Genomic DNA, 17,351 nt, shown 5'->3' with positions numbered 1-17,351 from the left:
GCAGCCTGCCGCCGCCCCCTGCCGGGGCGGCGGCAGCGCGGATCAGAACTTCACCGAAGCTCCGAACTTGAAGTTCCGCCCGAGGATGCCCGGGAAGTAGGTCACGGTGCCGCCGAGTGCCGGAGTCGGGAACGGGTTCTTCGTGTCGAACACATTGTCGACCACCAAGCGCACGGAGAAGCGGTCGTTCACCTCGTAGCGAAGCGACGTATTGAAGAACAGGAAGTCGTCGACCCGCGGGAACTCGTACGTATTCTCCTCGGCGTCCGGGTCGTTCAGCGTCGGTCCAATATACTGCGCCTGCCACTGCCAGGTGAGGCCCTCGTTCTTGTAGGTCGCATTGGCGGTGAACTGGTGCTTGGAATAGCCGATGCTGTTGCGCAGCGTGGTCAGGTCGCCCTGGCCGACCCGGAACTCGAGCTCGTTGTTGTAAATGTAGTTGACGCCGAGGTTCACCGTGCTTCCGCCGCCGAGGACCGGGGTGTTAAGCCGCCAGGCGAGCTCGGCGACCAGCCCTTCGAACTTGCGGGACGCGGCATTGGCATAGCCGGTCCTGACAAAGGTCACCTGCCCGCCGGCATCGCGATCGATCTGGTCGCAGATCGGGCCGGGGAAGTTCGGATCGTCGTAGCACGCCTCGAGCGTTGTCTCCATGTCGAGGCTCTCGATCGCATCCTTGAGCTCGATGTCTACCCAGTCGACCGCCAGCGTGAGGTTCGGAAGGAAGCGCGGCCGCAGCACCGCGCCGACGGTCCAGGCGTTCGCCCGCTCGTTGCGCAGGTTGGTGTTGCCGGAAAGCGAGCCGCGCGAGGTGAAGTCGACGACGTTGGACTGGAAGTCTGCCGGCAGCCCGGCGGCGGCACAATTGGCCTGGCGGGTCGCCGGGTTGGGACCCGCATCGAGGAAGCGAGAATCGCACGGGTCGTTCGCCGTGTCGAAGATCTGGCTGGTCGGGTTGAACAATTCCGTGATCGCCGGCGCGCGCACCGAGCGGGTGAAATTGCCGCGGAAAGTGATGTCGCGGATCGGCTGCCAGGTCGCGCCTACCGTGTAGGTCGGATCGCCGCCGGCCAGCGAGTGCCAGATGTAGCGGCCGGCCGCATTCAGCTCGAGCGAATGGATCAGCGGGATGTTCTGCTCCTCGCCGATCAGCGGAATGGTGAGCTCGCCAAACAGCTCGTCGGTGTTGAAGTTGCCCGCCACCGGGTCGATCGGGATCGAGCGGCCGAACTGGGTCCTGTCGGCGGTCGGATCGTTCGGATCCGGCTGGCCGAAGTAAAATACGCCCGGATCGAAGTCGGCGCTTTCGCGGCGATGCTCGTAGCCGAGCGCGAAGCCGACGCCGCCGCCCCACACGTCGAACAACGTGCCCGAGAGCGAGGCCGTCGCCACCCACTGGTCGTTCTCGGCCCGGGGGTCGGCGATGGTGGTGACATAATCCTTCGCCGCCTGGCTGATCTGCTGGCCGAACGGGTTGAGCGGCGCGCAGGTCGAGTTGATGGTGGCGATCGGCGCGTTGGTGTGCGGCGCGCAGACGACGTTGCCGCTGGCGTCGCGGACCGCGTTCAAGGCGTTCTCCAGATTCTGCTGGACGAGCGCGCGCTCGCGTCCCTGGCTGACCGACTTGCCGTAATTGCCCACCACCTCGAACGTCATCTCGCGGCCGAGCGCGTTGAACGTACCGTCCAGGCCGCCGACGAATCGATAGACCTCGACCGTCGAGGATCCGGCGCCGGAAATGAGATCGGTGTTGGCGCGGGTCAGCAGGAAGGTGTCGTCGTCGTCGGCAAACGGGCTGGTCGCCAGGTTCTGCTGGATGATCGAACGCGCCTGCGAACTGAGGAACGGGTTATTGATGCTGATGATGTAATTGCCGTCGGTCCCGCCGGCGACGTCGAACAGCGCCGTGTTGTAGACCGGCTGGTCGCGCAGCTGCCGCCCCTTGCTGTTGGCGTACCAGGCTTCGCCGAACAGGCGGATCCGGTCGGCGACCTCATATTGCGCGAGCGCCGTCGCCAGATAGCGCCGGGTTGGGGTAAGCAGATTGAACGGCAGGACGAAACCGTTGCCGCCGTTGAAGTTGATCAAATTGCCGGTCTGCTCGCCGAACTGGATGGGAATCAGCTCGCCCTGGGCGTTGAATGCCAGCGCCTGTCCGGAAGCATCCACGACACCGGGCTGGAATCCGCCGAAGTCGGCGACTTGGCCCGGTGAGAGTGCGATGAAGTCGGTGACCAGCGGAATGCCGAACTCCGACAGGGCGGGGATCCGGCGATCCTCGATGAAGATGTTGCCGAACGGCGAATCCGGATCGAGCGGCGTGGTGAAGAAGCTGTTCAGCCGGTTGTTCGGACGATCCGTACCGACGAGGCCGCCGCGCCTATTCCATTCGCCGGCAATGACGATGCTGCCGCGCTCGCCGCCGAACGTCATCCCGGCAATGCCGCGGACCCGATATTCGGGCACGTCGCCTTCGTCGGTGATCGCGGTCTGCGCGTCGAGCTGGATGCCCTCGAACGTACGCTTGGTGATGATGTTGACGGTGCCCGCGATCGCGTCGGCGCCGTAGATCGGCGCGCCGCCGACCGCGATCGTCTCGATGCGGTCCGCGATGATCGACGGAATGACGTTGAAGTCGACCTGCGAACCGGCGCCGGTCACGCCGAAGATCGAGGCGGTGTTCGAGCTGACGAAGCGCCGGCCGTTCACCACCGTCAGGGTGCGCTGGTCGCCAAGGCCGAAGAAGTTGACGAAGGTCTGGCCGGCGCCGAACGCACCGGACTGGCCACCGACCGCGTTGTTGCCGGGAACGCCGAAGGCAGGCAGCTCGTCGAGCGCCTCGCCGAGATTGGTGTAGCCCCGGATCTCGATCTGCTCGCCGCCGAGGACGACCGCCGGCACCGGCGTGTCGAAATTGGCCCGCGGGATGCGTGATCCGGTGACCACGATCGATCCTTCCTCCTGCGCATCACCGGGTGCGGGCGGAATGTTCTGGGCGGTGAGGCAGGCGTCGCGATCGGCGCCGGTCAGGTCGCTGCACGCTTCCTGCGTTTGGGCAGCATCGACCTGCTGCTCCTCCGTCTGGGCAAGAGCGGGTGTCGCAGCGGCTGCGACGGCAATGGCGAAAAGAGACGCAACCGACGGAGACATGAAGCTGAAGCGCATGGCTAACCTCGCCTGTTCTGGTGCAGGTGAATCATGAGCCAATAATCGGGCACAGGAAAGCCCGAACCTGCCCAAGCACTTGCCGGAACTTGCTCGATGTATCCTTCGTGCAACAATCTTCGTTAGCGTAACGAAAAAAGGCCGGTGCCGTCCGCGACGGCACCGGCCTGACTTTTTACACGAAGCCCGCGCTTAGTAGCGGTAATGCTCCGGCTTGAACGGACCTTCCACCGGAACGCCGATGTAGGCGGCCTGCTTGTCGGTCAGCTTCGACAGCTTGACGCCCAGCTTCTCGAGGTGAAGCGCGGCGACCTTCTCGTCGAGGTGCTTGGGAAGCACGTAGACGTCGTTCTTGTAGGCGTCGGCCTTCGTCCAGAGCTCGATCTGGGCGAGCACCTGGTTGGTGAAGGACGAGGACATGACGAAGCTCGGATGCCCGGTGGCGCAGCCCAGGTTGACCAGGCGGCCCTTCGCCAGGACGATGATCTTCTTGCCGTCCGCGAACTCGACCTCGTCGACCTGCGGCTTGATCTCCGTCCACTTGTAGTTGTTGAGCGACGCGATCTGGATCTCGCTGTCGAAGTGGCCGATGTTGCAGACGATCGCCATGTTCTTCATCTCGCGCATGTGATCGAGCGTGATGACGTCGGCATTGCCGGTGGCGGTGACGAAGATGTCGGCGCGCTTCGCCGCCTCTTCCATCGTCACGACCTCATAGCCTTCCATTGCCGCCTGCAGCGCGCAGATCGGATCGATCTCGGTGACGAGCACGCGCGCCCCGCCGTTGCGCAGCGACGCCGCCGAGCCCTTGCCGACGTCACCGAAGCCGGCGACGCAGGCCACCTTGCCGGCCAACATCACGTCGGTGGCGCGGCGGATCGCGTCGACCAGCGACTCCTTGCAGCCGTAGAGATTGTCGAACTTCGACTTGGTGACCGAGTCGTTGACGTTGATCGCCGGGAACGGGAGCTTGCCCTTCTTGGCGAGCTCGTAGAGGCGGTGGACGCCGGTGGTGGTCTCTTCCGAGACGCCCTTGATCGTCTCGACCGTCTTGGTGAGATAGCCCGGACGCTCGGCGAGGAAGCGCTTCAGCGTCGCCACGAAGATCTCTTCTTCCTCGTTGGTCGGGGCGAACAGCTCTTCCCCCGCCTCGACGCGCGCGCCCCAGAGGGCGAACATGGTCGCGTCGCCACCGTCGTCCAGGATCATGTTGCAGGTCTGGTCCTGGCCCCAGTCGAAGATGCGGACGACATAGTCCCAATATTCCTCGAGCGTCTCGCCCTTGACGGCGAACACCGGCACGCCCGAGGCGGCGATCGCGGCGGCGGCGTGGTCCTGGGTCGAGAAGATGTTGCACGAGGCCCAGCGGACGTCGGCGCCGAGCGCGGTCAGCGTCTCGATCAGCACGGCGGTCTGGATCGTCATGTGCAGCGAACCGGTGATCCGCGCGCCCTTGAGCGGCTGCGACGCGCCATATTCGGAGCGGAGCGCCATCAGGCCCGGCATCTCGGTCTCGGCGATTTCGATCTCCTTGCGGCCAAAATCGGCAAGCGAGATGTCGCGGATCACATAGTCGTCAAAGCTGGTCTGGGGCTGGGTCGCCACGGACGGTCTCCTGAAAAGAAAAAGCCGCCAGAGGCGGGCGGCCGAATGGTGCGCGCTCTACAGGCAACGCTCCGCCGATGCAAATATAAAGATATCTTTATATGTGCGATCCAGCGTCTTCCGGCAAGGCCGCCGCCCGGCGTCAGCCGGGACCCGTCCCGCGCCCATAGATGCGGTCGAGCAGGGCAGCGACCTCCACCAGGCGCTCCGCCGCCGGATCGAAGCGCGCCCCCTGCCCCAGCCGCGTCGCCCAGTCGGCGGCCGCGCGTCCACCCCATTCGTCCGGCGGGGAGACCAGGGTTTCGCTGGTCGTGCCGTGGAAGCGTTCCGCGGTGAAATCGTAGAAGGAGCCGCCGACGTTGCGCAGCGCGGCGCCGCCGCCCGTGCCGTAGAAGGCGGCGGAGATCACCGCCTCGCAGCCGGCCGGCAGCCGCCAGGAGCAGGCGAGCCGCACCGAGGCGCCGCTCTCCAGGCCGATCTGGGCGACGGCATAATCCTCCACGCTGCCCGGGGCGAGCGGCGCCCCTCCGGAAAGCAGCTGGGACGACACCGAAGTCACCTTCGGGAAATCCAGCGCCCAAAGCGCCAGATCGACGAGGTGGACGCCGAGATCCATCACGCAGCCGCCGCCGGACAGCGCCGGATCGTAGAACCATGGCTTGTCCGGGCCATAGGCATTGTGGAAGACGAGATCGGCGGCAAAGACGGTGCCGAGCGCGCCGCCGTCGAGCAGTTCGCGGATCCGCCGCATGCCTTCGGTGAAGCGGTAGGAGAGATCGACCGCGAGCAGGCGGTCGGCGGCTCTGGCCGCCGCCACGACGGCGGCCGCCTCGGCCGCGTCGCGTCCCAGCGGCTTCTGGCAAAAGACGGCAGCGCCGGCCTCGAGGGCGCGGATCGACTGCTCGACATGGAGCGCGCTCGGCGTCGCAATCACGATGCCGTCGACCCCTTGGGCGAGCAGCCCGTCGAGACCGTCGACCAGCGCAGCGCCCGGCGCGAGCTTCCGGGCCTCGGCGGCCATGTCCGGAGACGGATCGGCAATCGCCGCCGCCTCGATCGCGCCGGTACGAAGCATGGCCTCCATGCGCTGACGGCCGATCCAGCCGACGCCGAGAAAGCCGACGCGGGGACGCTGCGAGGAGTCCGCCATCAGACCGTCACCAGCGCCTTGAGGAAGCCGTCCGGCCGATCGCGGGTCGCGTCGAGCGCCTCGCCGAGCCGCTCGAGCGGATAGGCATGGGTGTAGAGGGGCGACGGATCGAGGCGTCCCGACGCGACTGCGTCCACCGCGTCGCGTATCCCCTGCATCGCCACCTCGGGATCGCGCTCATGGGCATTGATCACGTCGATGCCCTTCCAGTTCCACATCTGCATGTTGATTTGGCGCGGCCCGTCCTGGTGATAGCCGGCGACGATCAGCTTGCCGCCCTCGCGGACGAGCTCGCCGGCAAGGTCGAGCGGCCATTGCTTGCCGACCGCCTCGACGACGCGGTCGCAGAATTTGCCGTCGGTCAGTGCCTTCACCTGCTCGATGATCCGCCAATGATCGTCCATCGCGATCGTCTCGACCGCGCCGAAGCGGCGGGCGACGTCGAGCGAGAACGGGCGCCGGGATACCGCGATCACGCGGGCGCCCGCGTCGGTCGCGAGACGGGTGAGGATCGCGCCGAGGAAGCCGATGCCGACGATCGCCACCGTCTGGCCGGCCCGGATGTCGCTGCGGCGGAAGATGTTCATCGCGCAGCCCAGAGGCTCGCCCGGGAAGGGCTTTCCGGCGAGCGCCTCGGGGAGCTTCACCACCGCGTCGGCCTCGGCCACGTCATATTCGCCGTAGCTCTTGAACGACAGGGCAGCGACTCGGTCGCCGACCGCGAGGCCGTCGACCCCCTCGCCGACCGCGTCGATCACGCCCCAACCCTCGTGGCCGAGCGCCCCCGGCTCGGTCGGAAACTGCATCCATTCCGGTCCTTGCCACGGCGTGAGGTTAGACGCGCACACGCCGCAGCCCTCGAGCCGCACCCGCACCTGCCCGGCGCCCGGCAAGGGCACGTCCACCTCGGCCACCTTCATCCGCCCCGGTCCTTCGAGGACCGCGGCGCGCATCCGACTTGCCAAATTGATCTCCACCCCAGAGGAAAGGAACGCCCATTCGAACCCGGGCAGACCCCGCAACGCATGTAGAAGAAGAAGGTTGCGGCCCCGAAATGCAGCGGCGGCCGCTGGAGACAGATGGATCGGAAGAGCTCGTTCGCGCCCGTCGCCGATGCCCGCTGCCGAATCCTCGTCCTCGGCAGCCTGCCGGGCGAGGAGTCGCTCGCACGGCGACGATATTATGCCAATCCCCGCAATCAGTTCTGGCGGCTCATTGGCGGCGTGATCGAACAGGATATCGAGGCGCTGGATTATGGGCGCCGGCTCGAGGCCCTGCTGCGCGCGGGCATCGGCCTGTGGGACACGGTGGGTTCGGCGACACGCCGCGGCAGCCTCGACGGCGCCATTCGCGACATCAGCGTCAACCCGCTCGCACCGTTCGTCGCAACCCTGGCGGAGCTGCGCGCCGTCGCCTTCAACGGCGGCCGCTCGGCGGCGCTGGGCATGAAGCAGCTGGCCGGAGCCGGGCCAGCGCTGGTCGCGCTCCCCTCGAGCAGCCCTGCCTACACTCTGCCCTTCGATGCCAAGCTGGAGCAATGGCTGGCGCTTCGCGTCTATCTCTGACCCGCTCCCGCACGATCACGAGCCGTCTCGTTCACCTTACAGACAGCTTCGCGGCGCAATGGCGCCCAGCCTGAGTAACATTATCTCATCGTCGCTCACAGGAAGGTCCTTCGCCTTGAACACGTCCCAGCTGCTTGCCGGCACCGCACTTCTTCTGATCGCCGGCCCGGCTCTTGCCCAGCAGACGGAGGCTGCGGCGCCGGTCCAGGCGCCGGAGAGCGCGGCGCCGGACGCCGACGAGGCGCATGCCGATCATACTCAGGAGATCATCGTCACCGGCTTCGCCCGCAACAAGGAAGACGTGCTCTCCGGCACCTCGGTCGTGAGCGGCGTCGAGCTCATCCGCGAGCTGCGGCCGTCGATCGGCGAGACCCTCGCGCGCCAGCCGGGCGTCTCCGCGACCTCCTTCGGCCCGAATGCCTCGCGGCCGGTGCTGCGCGGCTTCCAGGGCGAGCGCGTGCGCGTCCTCACCGACGGCATCGGCAGCCTCGACGCTTCGAACACCAGCGTCGATCACGCGGTGGCGGTGAACCCGCTGACGGCGGAGCGGATCGCGGTGCTGCGCGGTCCCGCCGCCTTGCTGTTCGGCTCCTCCGCGATCGGCGGTGTGGTCAACGTCATCGATTCCCGCATCCCGCGCCGGGTCCCCGACGAGACGGCGCATGTCGAGGCGATCCTCACCTACGGCTCCGCGGCGGACGAGCGCTCGACCAACGCAACGCTCGACGTGCCGGTCGGCGACGGCTTCGTCATCCACGCGGACGGCAATTACACCAAAACCAACGACCTCGAGATCGGCGGCTACGTCCTCTCGCCCGAGCTTCGCGCCGAGGCGCAGGCAAGCACCGACCCCGCGATCCGCGCTCTCGCCGACATGCGCGGGCGCCTTCCGAACACCGCGGCCGAGACGTCGGACGTTGCGCTCGGCGCCGCCTGGATCTCGGGACGGACCAACGTCGGCTTCTCGGTCAATCGCTACGACAGCCTCTACGGCGTGCCGATCCGCTACTCGCTCGATCCTGCCGAGGAAGCCGAGGCGCCGCGCATCGACGTTAAGCAGACACGGGTCGACGGTCGCGCCGAGATCGCGATGGGCGGCGGCTTCCTCGACCGCATCCGCCTGCGCGGCGGCTATTCCGATTACCGCCACAACGAGCTCGAGGAGACGGGCGACATCGGCACCACTTTCCTCACCGAGGGCGCCGAGGGCCGGCTCGAGTTCGTCCAGGCGCAGCGCGGCGCCTGGGGCGGCGGCTTCGGCGCCCAGCTCTTCCGGCGCGATCTCGACGTGATTGGCGAGGAGAAGTTCCTGCCGGCGAACCGCACCAGCCAATACGGCCTCTTCAGCGTCCAGAACTATCGTCGCGGTCCGCTCCGGGCGGAGGTCGGTGCCCGCTACGAGCACCAGAACGTGCGCGCGGAGGCGGATGCCGATCTCGGCACGCCAGCCCTCCGCCGCAGCTTCGACGCCTTCTCCGGCTCCGTCGGCGCCAATTACGAGATCCTTCGCGGCGTCCGCCTCGGCGTCAGCGGCTCGCACAGCCAGCGTGCGCCGTCGGCCGAGGAGCTGTTCGCCAACGGGCCGCACGCAGGCACGCAGAGCTTCGAGATCGGCGAGCCGGGCCTATCGAAGGAGAAGAGCTGGGGAGTCGAAGGAACGATGACCGCGGAGGGCGACGGCTTCAGCCTGTCCGCCTCGATCTTCCGCAGCTGGTTTGACGGCTACATCTACGAGCAGCGAACCGGGACGATCGAGGACGGCCTGCCCGTGTTCCAGATTACCCAGGGCGATGCCCGTTACTCGGGCATCGAGCTGGAAGGCTCGCTCCGCGTCACGCAGCTCGGCGAATTCGCGATCAACCTGGATGGCGTCGCCGATTATGTCCGCGCGACAATCGAAAGAGTCGGCCCAGCCCCGCGCATCCCGCCGCTCCGGCTGATGGGCGGGATCGAGGCGCAGTCGGACCGCCTGCAGGGCCGGCTGGAAGTCGAGTGGACCGACGCGCAGGGCCGCCTCGCCGAACTGGAGACGCCGACGGACGGCTTCACCCTGGTCAATGCCTCGGTCTCGTGGAAGCCGCTGCCGACGCTGCCGAACACCAGCCTGAGCGTGTCGGCCAACAACATCTTCGACGTCGATGCGCGCCGCCACGCCAGCTTCCTCAAGGACGTGGCGCCGCTCGCCGGCCGGGATATCCGGCTGACCGCACGCATGAGCTTCTGAGCCGTTCCGGGAGTCCGTCGCAACGCCCGCACGCCCCGTCGCGCGCCGATCATCCTTAATCTAGCGGAAAGCCGCGGATTAGTATGATGAATCCATTCGGGCATAAGGGCTTAGGAGCGGTTTAGTGGCTTTGGAATCTCGTCGTCTCGCGCGCATCAACATGAAGCACGCGGTGCTCGCGTCCGTGCCCGTCCTCGGCCTCGTGGCCGGCATCGTCCACCAGCCCGCGCAGAGCGCGCCGGCGGCCAAGCCGCAGACGGCGCGGGTCCAGCAACTCGCCCAGGCCGTCTCGACGGTCGCGGAGACGCCGGCGCAGCGGGCGCTGGCGGCGCAGATCCGCGCCCTGGGTCAGGCGTTCAACGGCGATATCGGCATTGCGGTGCGCGACGTGCAGACCGGCTGGGCCACCGCCTATGACGGCAACACCTATTTCCCCCAGCAGAGCGTCAGCAAGTTCTGGGTCGCGCTCACCGCGCTCGACAAGGTGGATCAGGGCGCGCTCAGCCTCACCCGCCCGGTGACTCTCACCAAGGCCGACATGACCCTGTTCCACCAGCCGATCGCGCGGCAGATCGGGGCGAGCGGCTATACCACCAACATCGGAACGCTGATGACGCGCGCCCTGCAGCAGAGCGACAACACCTGCAACGACGCGGTGCTGTGGCGCGCGGGCGGCCCCGAGGCGGTCCGCGCCTTCCTGCGCGAGAAGGGCATCAGCGGCATCCGCTTCGGTCCGGGCGAGCGCCTGCTGCAGAGCGAGATCGCCGGCATCGAGTGGAAGCAGTCCTACGCCTATAACGGCGCCTTCTACACCGCCCGCGACGCCCTCCCCCTCGCCAGGCGTCGCGCGGCGTTCGAGAAGTACATCGCCAGCCCGATGGACGGCGCCACCCCGCTCGGCGTCGTCGATGCGCTGGCGCGCCTGAAGCGCGGCGAATTGCTCTCCCCGGCCTCGACCGAGCGCCTGCTGTCGATCATGTCGCACACCAAGACCGGCCCGCAGCGCCTCAAGGGCGGCCTCGCGCCCGGCTGGCAGCTCGCCCACAAGACCGGCACCGGCCAGATCCTCGGCGGCGTCCAGGCGGGCTATAACGACATCGGCGTGATCACCGCGCCGGACGGCCATGCCTATGCGATCGCCGTGCTGATCCGCCGCACTTCGGCGCCGCTCGGCGAGCGCATGGCCGCGATGCAGAAGACGGTCCGCGCCACCATTGCCTTCCACGAGAGCGGCGCCCATGGCGATTACGCCGGCCGCCGCGACGCCCGCAGCGTCGGCACGCACTGAGAATCGCCCTCGATTCACAGCCCATTCGGGCTGAGCCTGGCCCCCATCTGGTACTCTTGCAGAGGAGGAGAAGGGGTGAGTGTCGACCGGCTCAGCCTGAACGCTGTTGGTGACCAACCCCGCTTTGGCGACGCGGCTGCGCGGCTCGCCTCAGGCGTCGTAGTCGAGCTCGAGGCCCTCGCCGCTCGGCACCGACTGGCAGGTCAGCACATAACCTGCGGCGATCTCCTCGTCGGTGAGGCCGTAGCGCGCGGCCATCTCGACGCTTCCTGAGACCACCCGGGCCCGGCAGGTCGCGCAGACGCCGGCCTTGCAGGCGAACGGCGCCGGCAGCCCGGCGGCGCGGGCGCTGTCGAGGATGTTGCCCGCTTCGGCGCTGAACGGCACGCGCCGCGTCCGCCCGTCGAGCGTCACGCTCATCGTCAGCCCCTGCGCCTGGCTCTGCAGCGCCTGCATCTGCGCCTCGAGCGCGGCAGACGGCCTGTCGGCGGTGAACCGCTCTATGTGGATCTTCTCGGCCGCGACTCCGTGGGCGACCAGCGCCGCCTCGGCCGCATCCATCATCGGTCCCGGCCCGCAGATGAAGAAGGCGGTGACCTCCTCCGGATCGACGAGATGGGCGAGCACCTCGTCGCATTTCGCGCGATCCAGCATGCCGTTGTAGAGCTCGATATCCTCCGATTCCTCCGCGAGGAAATGGTGGATCTCCAGCCGTCCCATGTAGCGGTTCTTGAGCCGCGCCAGCTCCTCGAGGAAGATCACCGACTGGCTGTCGCGATTGCCGTAGAACAAGGTGAAGCGGCTCGCCGGCTCGGCCGCCAGCGCCGTCTTCAGCAGCGAGATCACCGGCGTGATCCCCGATCCGCCCGCGAAGCCGACATAATGGTTGGCCGCCTCCGGCTCGAACTCCCAGGTGAACGAGCCGTGCGGTTCCATCACGTCCAGCCGGTCGCCCGGCTTCAGGGTGTCGTTCAGCCAGTTCGAGAACAGGCCGCCGGCGATCCGCTTGACGGTGACCTTGAGCTGACCCTCGTCCGGCGCAACGCAGAGCGAATAGTTGCGGCGCACGTCCTCGCCGCCGATCTCGGCCCGGAGGGTGAGATGCTGGCCCGGGCGAAAACGGAACAGTGGCGCGAGCTCGGGCGGCAGGTCGAAGCGGATCGATTTGGCGTCGGCGGTCTCGGAAACGAGCTCGGCGACGGCCAGGCTGTGAAAGGTGACGCTCATCTCAGTGGCATTTGAACAGGTCGAACGGCTCGGCGCAGTCGAGGCAGCGCCACAGGGACTTGCACGGCGTCGATCCGAAGCGGCTGATCTCGTCGGTGTGGGCCGATCCGCAGCGCGGGCATTCCGGCGTCCCTTGCCCCGGCGCGGTCGGCGGCGCGATGCCATAGGCATGGAGCTTGGCGCGGCCTACCGGCGTGATCCAGTCGGTCGTCCAGGCTGGGGAAAGCGCGGTCTCGATCCGCACGCGCCGATAGCCGGCCGCGTCCAGCGCCGCCCGCACGTCGCGCTCGATGACCTGGGTCGCCGGACAGCCGGTGTAGGTCGGCGTCAGCACCACCCTCTCCGCCTCGACCGCGCGGACGATGCCGAGATCGACGATCGACAGCACGGGGATCTCGGGATCGGGTACGCTCTCGAGCACTGCCCAGATCGGCTCTAAGCCCCTCCCCTTGATGGGGAGGGGTTGGGGAGGGGTGGAGTCTCCGGAGACGCGCCGGCCTGCATTGACGCCGCCCCCACCCTTCCCTCCCCCATCAAAAGGGAGGGTTAGCGGCGGCGAATCAACCCGCGCCTTCCCTGCCGCTACCATGTCGCGTCCGGGTAGGTGCGGGGGAGGAACTGCATGGTGCAGAGCAGGTGGCCGAGATGCTCGCTATGATGGCCGCGCCGCCCGCCGAGGATCGGGCGCTGGTCGGCCGGGACGCGCAGCGTCGCTTGCTCGATCACGCTGCGCACGCGCCGGTCCCAGGCCGGGCGCAGCGCCGCGAGATCGGCGCCGAGGCCGTGCTCGGCGACGAAGGCGGCGAGCGGATCCATGTCGAACAGCTCCGGCACGAAGCGCCACATCCACTCGAGCCCGTCCTGCATCCGCCGGCGGCTCTCCTCCGTGCCGTCGCCGAGGCGGATCACCCATTCGGCGGCGAGCTCCTCGTGATAGGTGACTTCCTTCACCGCTTTCTCGGCCACGGCGGCGACGGTCGCGTCACGCGATCCCAGCAGCGCCTGGAACAGCAGTTTCTGCCAGCCGGAGAAGAGGAGCTGCCGGGCCATCGTCTGCGCGAAATCGCCGTTCGGCTGCTCGACCAGCCAGCAGTTGCGGAAATCGAGGACGTCACGGCGGAACGCCAGCGCGTCGCCGTCGCGGCCCTTCCCTTCCACTTCCCCGGCATGGTTGAGGAAATGGGTCGCCTGTCCGACCAGGTCGAGCGCGATGTTGGCGAGGCTGAGGTCGACCTCGACCGAAGGCGCGTGGCCGGTCCATTCGGACAGACGCTGGCCCAGGATCAGGCTGTCGTCGCCGAGCCGCAGCAGGAAACCGAAAAGGACGTTGTTCTCGCCGCCCTCGGCAAGAGCGTCGAAGGCGCCGGCGCCGGTCGCGCCGCGCGGAAGGTCGATGGGCGGGAGCGAAGCCATCAGATGTGCTTCACGTCGTCCGGAATCGAATAGAAGGTCGGATGGCGATAGACCTTGTCGGCCGCCGGATCGAACATCGCCGCATCGTCCGCCGGATCGGAGGCGACGATCTGCGCCGACGGCACGACCCACAGGCTGACGCCTTCCATCCGCCGCGTATAGGTGTCCCGCGCGTGACGGAGCGCGATCTCCGCATCGGGGGCATGTACCGAGCCGACGTGACGGTGCGAAAGCCCGCCGCGCGAGCGCACGAACACCTCCCAGAGCGGCCAGTCCTTCGACATCAGGCCGCCTCCGCCTTGCGGGCATGCTTCTCGGCATAAGCCGCGGCGGCCTCGCGCACCCAGGCGCCCTCCTCCCAGGCGTCGCGGCGCGCCTTCATCCGCTCCTTGGCGACCGGGCCCTCGCCGCGGACGACCGCGTAGAATTCCTCCCAGTCGATCTCGCCGAAATCGTGACCGCCCTTCTCCTCGTTCCAGGCGAGCACCGGATCCGGGACCGAGAGGCCGAGCGCCTCGGCCTGGGGCACGGTGATGTCGACGAACTTCTGGCGCAGCTCGTCATTGGTCTCGCGCTTGATCCGCCAGCGCATAGACTGCGCCGTGTTCGGGCTGTCCGCATCGGGCGGGCCGAACATCATCAGCGACGGCCACCACCAGCGGTTGAGCGCGTCCTGCGCCATCCTTTTCTGCTCGGGCGTGCCGGCGGCGAGATGCATCATGATCTCGTAGCCCTGGCGCTGGTGGAAGCTCTCCTCCTTGCAGACCCGCACCATCGCCCGCGCATAGGGGCCGTAGGAGGTCCGCTGGAGCGGCACCTGGTTCATGATCGCGGCGCCGTCGACCAGCCAGCCGATCGCCCCGATGTCCGCCCAGGTCAGCGTCGGGTAGTTGAAGATCGTCGAGTATTTCGCCTTGCCGGAGTGCAGCGCCTCGATCATCTCCTCGCGGCTGGTGCCGAGCGTCTCGGCCGCCGAATAGAGGTAGAGACCGTGCCCCGCCTCGTCCTGCACCTTGGCGAGGAGGATCGCCTTGCGGCGCAGCGACGGCGCGCGGGTGATCCAATTGCCTTCCGGGAGCATGCCGACGATCTCGCTATGGGCATGCTGCGAGATCTGCCGGGTCAGGGTCCGGCGATAGGCTTCCGGCATCCAGTCCTTGGGCTCGATGAACTCGTCCGCGGCCACGCGCGCCTCGAAGGCAGCAAGCTTATCCGGATCCTCGGTGCCCGCCACGGCCTTCGTCTTTTGAAGCTCGGTCGTATACATCTCACTCTCCTGCCGCCCGCACTAGCAGCGGGCACGGCTCTCGGCAAACAACGCACGAGAGGGAGCGAGGAACCCGATCAGACGAAGGCGTGCGCCTGTTCCGTTGGGGCGGCGCGGCTCGAGACGATCGTCGCCCGGGCGGCGCTGCTCCACGACGGCGCCGCCAGCGGACGCCGCGGGAGCGGACGAGGCGCCCTGCCCGCCTCGTCCTCGATCGCGCCGCTCCGCCGGTCGAACAGGCGAATCTCGCCCTGCTCGCCGAATGCGGCGGAGGTGAAAGAGATGAACCGTCCGTCCTCGGAAACGGAATAATGCGCCGCCGAGCCCTGCGGGACCGTGATCGGCAGCGCGCGTGTCGTGGCGCTCGCCAGATCGTGGACGTGCAGCCGCCCGGTCGCGGCATCGGTGAAGAAGACGGCGCCGCCGTCGCCGCTGATCGCGACATTGCGGCACGGGCTCAGCGGCGCCGGATTGACCTGCGAAAGCAGCCCCGCCCGAAGATCGTAGACGAACACGTCCGCTTGGCCGGGAAAGCCCCTCGCCTTCTCGGCGACGAAGGCGATTCGCTCGCCGTCGGCCGAGAGCGCGACCTCGCGGATCATCGGAACCGTGCTCAGGATCGGGTCGAGCTCGCCCGCCGCGCCGAAGCGCGCGCAGCGTCCGGAGACCTCATCGTAGAGATGGAGATCGGCATAAGGGTTGATCGTGAGCCCCCCTTCGCCGCTTTCGCCGGCGGCGACGACGAACGCGATCACTCTGCCGTCGGCGCTGACCGCGATGTCCTCGATCGTCGCTTCGGCCTCGCCTTCATCTGCAGCGGACCAGACGACGCGTCCCGCGCGCAGGTTGCGATCGTACATGACAAGCTCGCTCCCCTTGTCGTCACGGCGCCGCGCATAAACCGCCGGCGTCCCCGCGCCGGCGACGCTGGCGGCGCGCGCTTGCGATACCATCATCATCGTCTCCCCAGTCCCCAGGAAGCGATTAACCAGAACGTTAACCAAGATCATTCCGGCTTCGTCGAAGCCCGCGCGACCTGAGACGGAGCGCTGGCCGCTGCGACGAAGGCGTCGCCCACCGCGACGAAAATGTCGGCACTCTCGGGCGTGATCGTGCAGACGGCATTCCGCCACGATCCGCGGGCACCAGCAAGCAAGCGTCTGAAGCGCCGCCAAGTCCCTGTCCGAGCCGTGATGTTTCGCCGACGATTGAAACGCCGACGCAGCGCGCCCCTTTCGAACGCTGCGCCGGGCGTCCCACGGTCCCCCCTGAGCGGACGGCGCGATCATATCCGAAACGGGCCGGGCAGCCATTGACGCTGCGTCCCAATTGCTTGGCTTTGCGTCCCGCGCGGAGCCGCAGAGGCTTGATTTCGCTGCCTTCCCGGGGGGCAGAACTCTCCGGCCATTCCGAACCGGACGGACAGGTCAGGCGCGGGTATCTTCCCAGCGGTTGAAGCGCGCCGGCGCGGGATCGCACTCTACCGTGGGTGTCTTCGTCCCGGCATCTTCCCCGGCGCGCCGCCGCAGCGCCTGCGGTCCGTAGCCGAAGGTGCGGCGGAAAAGCCGGCTGAAATGGGCGCTGTCGGGGAAGCCGTGCGCCGCCGCCAGTTGCGCGATCGAGCTGCGTTCGGCCGGATCCGAGAGCAAGCGGTGGACCCGCTTGAGCCGCTCGACGGTGACATAGCGGCCGACGCCGCCGTCGCGCTCGAACGCGCGGTACAGGCGGGAGCGGGAGACGCCCAGCGCCTCGCAGAGGCTGCGCACGTCGAGCGGCGCCGAGAGGTTCTGGCGGATGTAGCGATGCGCCCGGATCTTGAGCGTCGCATCGCTCGCCTGCCGGCTCGCCGGAGCGGACCGGCGCACCGCCGCCGCGACTAGGTCGCGCAGCAGGCGCGCGAGTTCGCCGCTCTCGCCTTGGTCGGCGGCAAGAACCTGAGTCAGCGAGGCGAGAAAGGCGGCGAGCGGCAGGGCAAGTCCGTCGCGCAGCACCAGCCCGTGCACGGCGACCCCGGGCAGCCGCTCCTCCAGGAAGGCGCGCGGCATCGAGACGGTGACGTTTCGACCGGCCGAGAGCACGCCGGAAAAAGCCCGGGCGCGATCGTGAAGGACGATCTCGCCGGAGCGCGCAACCGTCTCTTCCCCCTCGAACTCGGCGACGAGGGAGGAGCCGTCGAGCAGCTGCAGGACCAGGTCGTCGCGGCCGTCGGTGCGGATGTGCTCGTCGGTCCGGGCGACGGAGACCTCGCTCATCATCGCATCCACGACGATCACCGGTGGCAGGAGCCAGGCGCGGATCCGCGCCTCGAAGGCGCACGGCTCCGGCGTCGACACCGCATAGAACGGCATCGCCGAGGCCCAGGCGGAGAAGCGTTCCTCGATCGGCAGCGACGCGGTGTCGAACTCGAGACCGTCGCCTGCCATGTCCAGGAGTGTCGTCATCGCGCG

Annotated in this window: 14 protein-coding genes; 3 read left to right on the top strand and 11 right to left on the bottom strand. The window is 67.9% G+C overall.

Features of this window, described 5'->3' with window-relative positions; translation table 11 throughout:
• Nucleotides 1-42: 42 nt before the first annotated feature.
• The 4 genes from E2493_RS11215 to E2493_RS11200 all read right to left on the bottom strand — a co-directional run bounded on the left by E2493_RS11215 (nucleotide 43) and on the right by E2493_RS11200 (nucleotide 6,873).
• Nucleotides 43-3,165 carry a TonB-dependent receptor domain-containing protein gene (locus E2493_RS11215; protein WP_135086772.1) on the bottom strand — a complete coding sequence of 1,041 codons (3,123 nt, stop codon included), beginning with the start codon at nucleotides 3,163-3,165 and terminating at the stop codon, nucleotides 43-45.
• A 192-nt stretch (nucleotides 3,166-3,357) separates the two neighbouring features.
• Nucleotides 3,358-4,770 (bottom strand): adenosylhomocysteinase, encoded by a 1,413-nt coding sequence (gene ahcY / locus E2493_RS11210; RefSeq protein ID WP_135086770.1) that lies wholly within the window; start codon nucleotides 4,768-4,770, stop codon nucleotides 3,358-3,360.
• 142 nt (nucleotides 4,771-4,912) lie between these two features.
• Nucleotides 4,913-5,920 carry a Gfo/Idh/MocA family protein gene (locus tag E2493_RS11205; protein ID WP_135086768.1) on the bottom strand — a complete coding sequence of 336 codons (1,008 nt, stop codon included), beginning with the start codon at nucleotides 5,918-5,920 and terminating at the stop codon, nucleotides 4,913-4,915.
• Nucleotides 5,920-6,873: an MDR/zinc-dependent alcohol dehydrogenase-like family protein gene (locus E2493_RS11200; protein WP_135086766.1), complete on the bottom strand. Its 954-nt coding sequence runs from the start codon at nucleotides 6,871-6,873 to the stop codon at nucleotides 5,920-5,922. Before E2493_RS11200 ends, E2493_RS11205 begins: the two co-directional genes overlap by 1 nt.
• Before the next feature lie 126 nt (nucleotides 6,874-6,999).
• On the opposite strand from E2493_RS11200, the gene E2493_RS11195 reads away from it, so the two are divergent.
• The 3 genes from E2493_RS11195 (at nucleotide 7,000) to bla (ending at nucleotide 10,997) form a co-directional block, all read left to right on the top strand.
• Nucleotides 7,000-7,485, top strand: coding sequence for a DNA-deoxyinosine glycosylase (locus E2493_RS11195; protein ID WP_135086765.1), 486 nt, complete (start codon nucleotides 7,000-7,002; stop codon nucleotides 7,483-7,485).
• Nucleotides 7,486-7,543: 58 nt separating this feature from the next.
• Nucleotides 7,544-9,709 carry a TonB-dependent receptor gene (locus E2493_RS11190; RefSeq protein ID WP_135086763.1) on the top strand — a complete coding sequence of 722 codons (2,166 nt, stop codon included), beginning with the start codon at nucleotides 7,544-7,546 and terminating at the stop codon, nucleotides 9,707-9,709.
• A gap of 124 nt (nucleotides 9,710-9,833) precedes the next feature.
• On the top strand, nucleotides 9,834-10,997 hold the full coding sequence (gene bla, locus E2493_RS11185; protein WP_225421392.1) for a class A beta-lactamase: 1,164 nt from the start codon (nucleotides 9,834-9,836) through the stop codon (nucleotides 10,995-10,997).
• Nucleotides 10,998-11,147: 150 nt separating this feature from the next.
• On the opposite strand, the gene paaE is transcribed toward bla, so the two are convergent.
• The 7 genes from paaE to E2493_RS11150 form a co-directional block, all read right to left on the bottom strand.
• Nucleotides 11,148-12,224 carry a 1,2-phenylacetyl-CoA epoxidase subunit PaaE gene (paaE, locus tag E2493_RS11180; protein ID WP_135086761.1) on the bottom strand — a complete coding sequence of 359 codons (1,077 nt, stop codon included), beginning with the start codon at nucleotides 12,222-12,224 and terminating at the stop codon, nucleotides 11,148-11,150.
• 1 nt (nucleotide 12,225) lies between these two features.
• Nucleotides 12,226-12,645, bottom strand: a complete 420-nt coding sequence (paaD, locus tag E2493_RS11175) for a 1,2-phenylacetyl-CoA epoxidase subunit PaaD (RefSeq protein WP_263854080.1) — start codon at nucleotides 12,643-12,645, stop codon at nucleotides 12,226-12,228.
• 161 nt (nucleotides 12,646-12,806) lie between these two features.
• Nucleotides 12,807-13,637, bottom strand: a complete 831-nt coding sequence (paaC, locus tag E2493_RS11170) for a 1,2-phenylacetyl-CoA epoxidase subunit PaaC (protein ID WP_135086757.1) — start codon at nucleotides 13,635-13,637, stop codon at nucleotides 12,807-12,809.
• Entirely contained in the window at nucleotides 13,637-13,921 is a 285-nt protein-coding gene (paaB, locus tag E2493_RS11165; protein WP_135086755.1) for a 1,2-phenylacetyl-CoA epoxidase subunit PaaB, read from the bottom strand. Before paaB ends, paaC begins: the two co-directional genes overlap by 1 nt.
• Nucleotides 13,921-14,904 carry a 1,2-phenylacetyl-CoA epoxidase subunit PaaA gene (gene paaA / locus E2493_RS11160; protein ID WP_135086753.1) on the bottom strand — a complete coding sequence of 328 codons (984 nt, stop codon included), beginning with the start codon at nucleotides 14,902-14,904 and terminating at the stop codon, nucleotides 13,921-13,923. Before paaA ends, paaB begins: the two co-directional genes overlap by 1 nt.
• A gap of 77 nt (nucleotides 14,905-14,981) precedes the next feature.
• Nucleotides 14,982-15,860: a TolB family protein gene (locus E2493_RS11155; RefSeq protein ID WP_167737489.1), complete on the bottom strand. Its 879-nt coding sequence runs from the start codon at nucleotides 15,858-15,860 to the stop codon at nucleotides 14,982-14,984.
• A gap of 471 nt (nucleotides 15,861-16,331) precedes the next feature.
• A complete protein-coding gene (locus tag E2493_RS11150) occupies nucleotides 16,332-17,345 on the bottom strand; it encodes an AraC family transcriptional regulator (protein WP_135086749.1) in 1,014 nt (337 codons plus the stop codon).
• Nucleotides 17,346-17,351: the final 6 nt, after the last annotated feature.

Origin of the sequence: Sphingomonas parva (ex Maeng et al. 2020) (assembly GCF_004564275.1) — a bacterium.
Taxonomy (GTDB): Bacteria; Pseudomonadota; Alphaproteobacteria; order Sphingomonadales; family Sphingomonadaceae; genus Allosphingosinicella; species Allosphingosinicella parva.
This window is presented reverse-complemented; position numbering and strand designations above follow the sequence as displayed.

Coding starts and splice junctions, on each gene's coding strand:
- E2493_RS11215 (WP_135086772.1), bottom strand. CDS start 3,165: ATGCGCTTCAGCTTCATGTCTCCGTCGGTTGCGTCTCTTTTCGCCATT.
- E2493_RS11205 (WP_135086768.1), bottom strand. CDS start 5,920: ATGGCGGACTCCTCGCAGCGTCCCCGCGTCGGCTTTCTCGGCGTCGGC.
- E2493_RS11200 (WP_135086766.1), bottom strand. CDS start 6,873: ATGCGCGCCGCGGTCCTCGAAGGACCGGGGCGGATGAAGGTGGCCGAG.
- E2493_RS11195 (WP_135086765.1), top strand. CDS start 7,000: ATGGATCGGAAGAGCTCGTTCGCGCCCGTCGCCGATGCCCGCTGCCGA.
- E2493_RS11190 (WP_135086763.1), top strand. CDS start 7,544: ATGGCGCCCAGCCTGAGTAACATTATCTCATCGTCGCTCACAGGAAGG.
- paaE (WP_135086761.1), bottom strand. CDS start 12,224: ATGAGCGTCACCTTTCACAGCCTGGCCGTCGCCGAGCTCGTTTCCGAG.
- paaC (WP_135086757.1), bottom strand. CDS start 13,637: ATGGCTTCGCTCCCGCCCATCGACCTTCCGCGCGGCGCGACCGGCGCC.
- paaB (WP_135086755.1), bottom strand. CDS start 13,921: ATGTCGAAGGACTGGCCGCTCTGGGAGGTGTTCGTGCGCTCGCGCGGC.
- paaA (WP_135086753.1), bottom strand. CDS start 14,904: ATGTATACGACCGAGCTTCAAAAGACGAAGGCCGTGGCGGGCACCGAG.
- E2493_RS11155 (WP_167737489.1), bottom strand. CDS start 15,860: ATGATGGTATCGCAAGCGCGCGCCGCCAGCGTCGCCGGCGCGGGGACG.
- E2493_RS11150 (WP_135086749.1), bottom strand. CDS start 17,345: ATGACGACACTCCTGGACATGGCAGGCGACGGTCTCGAGTTCGACACC.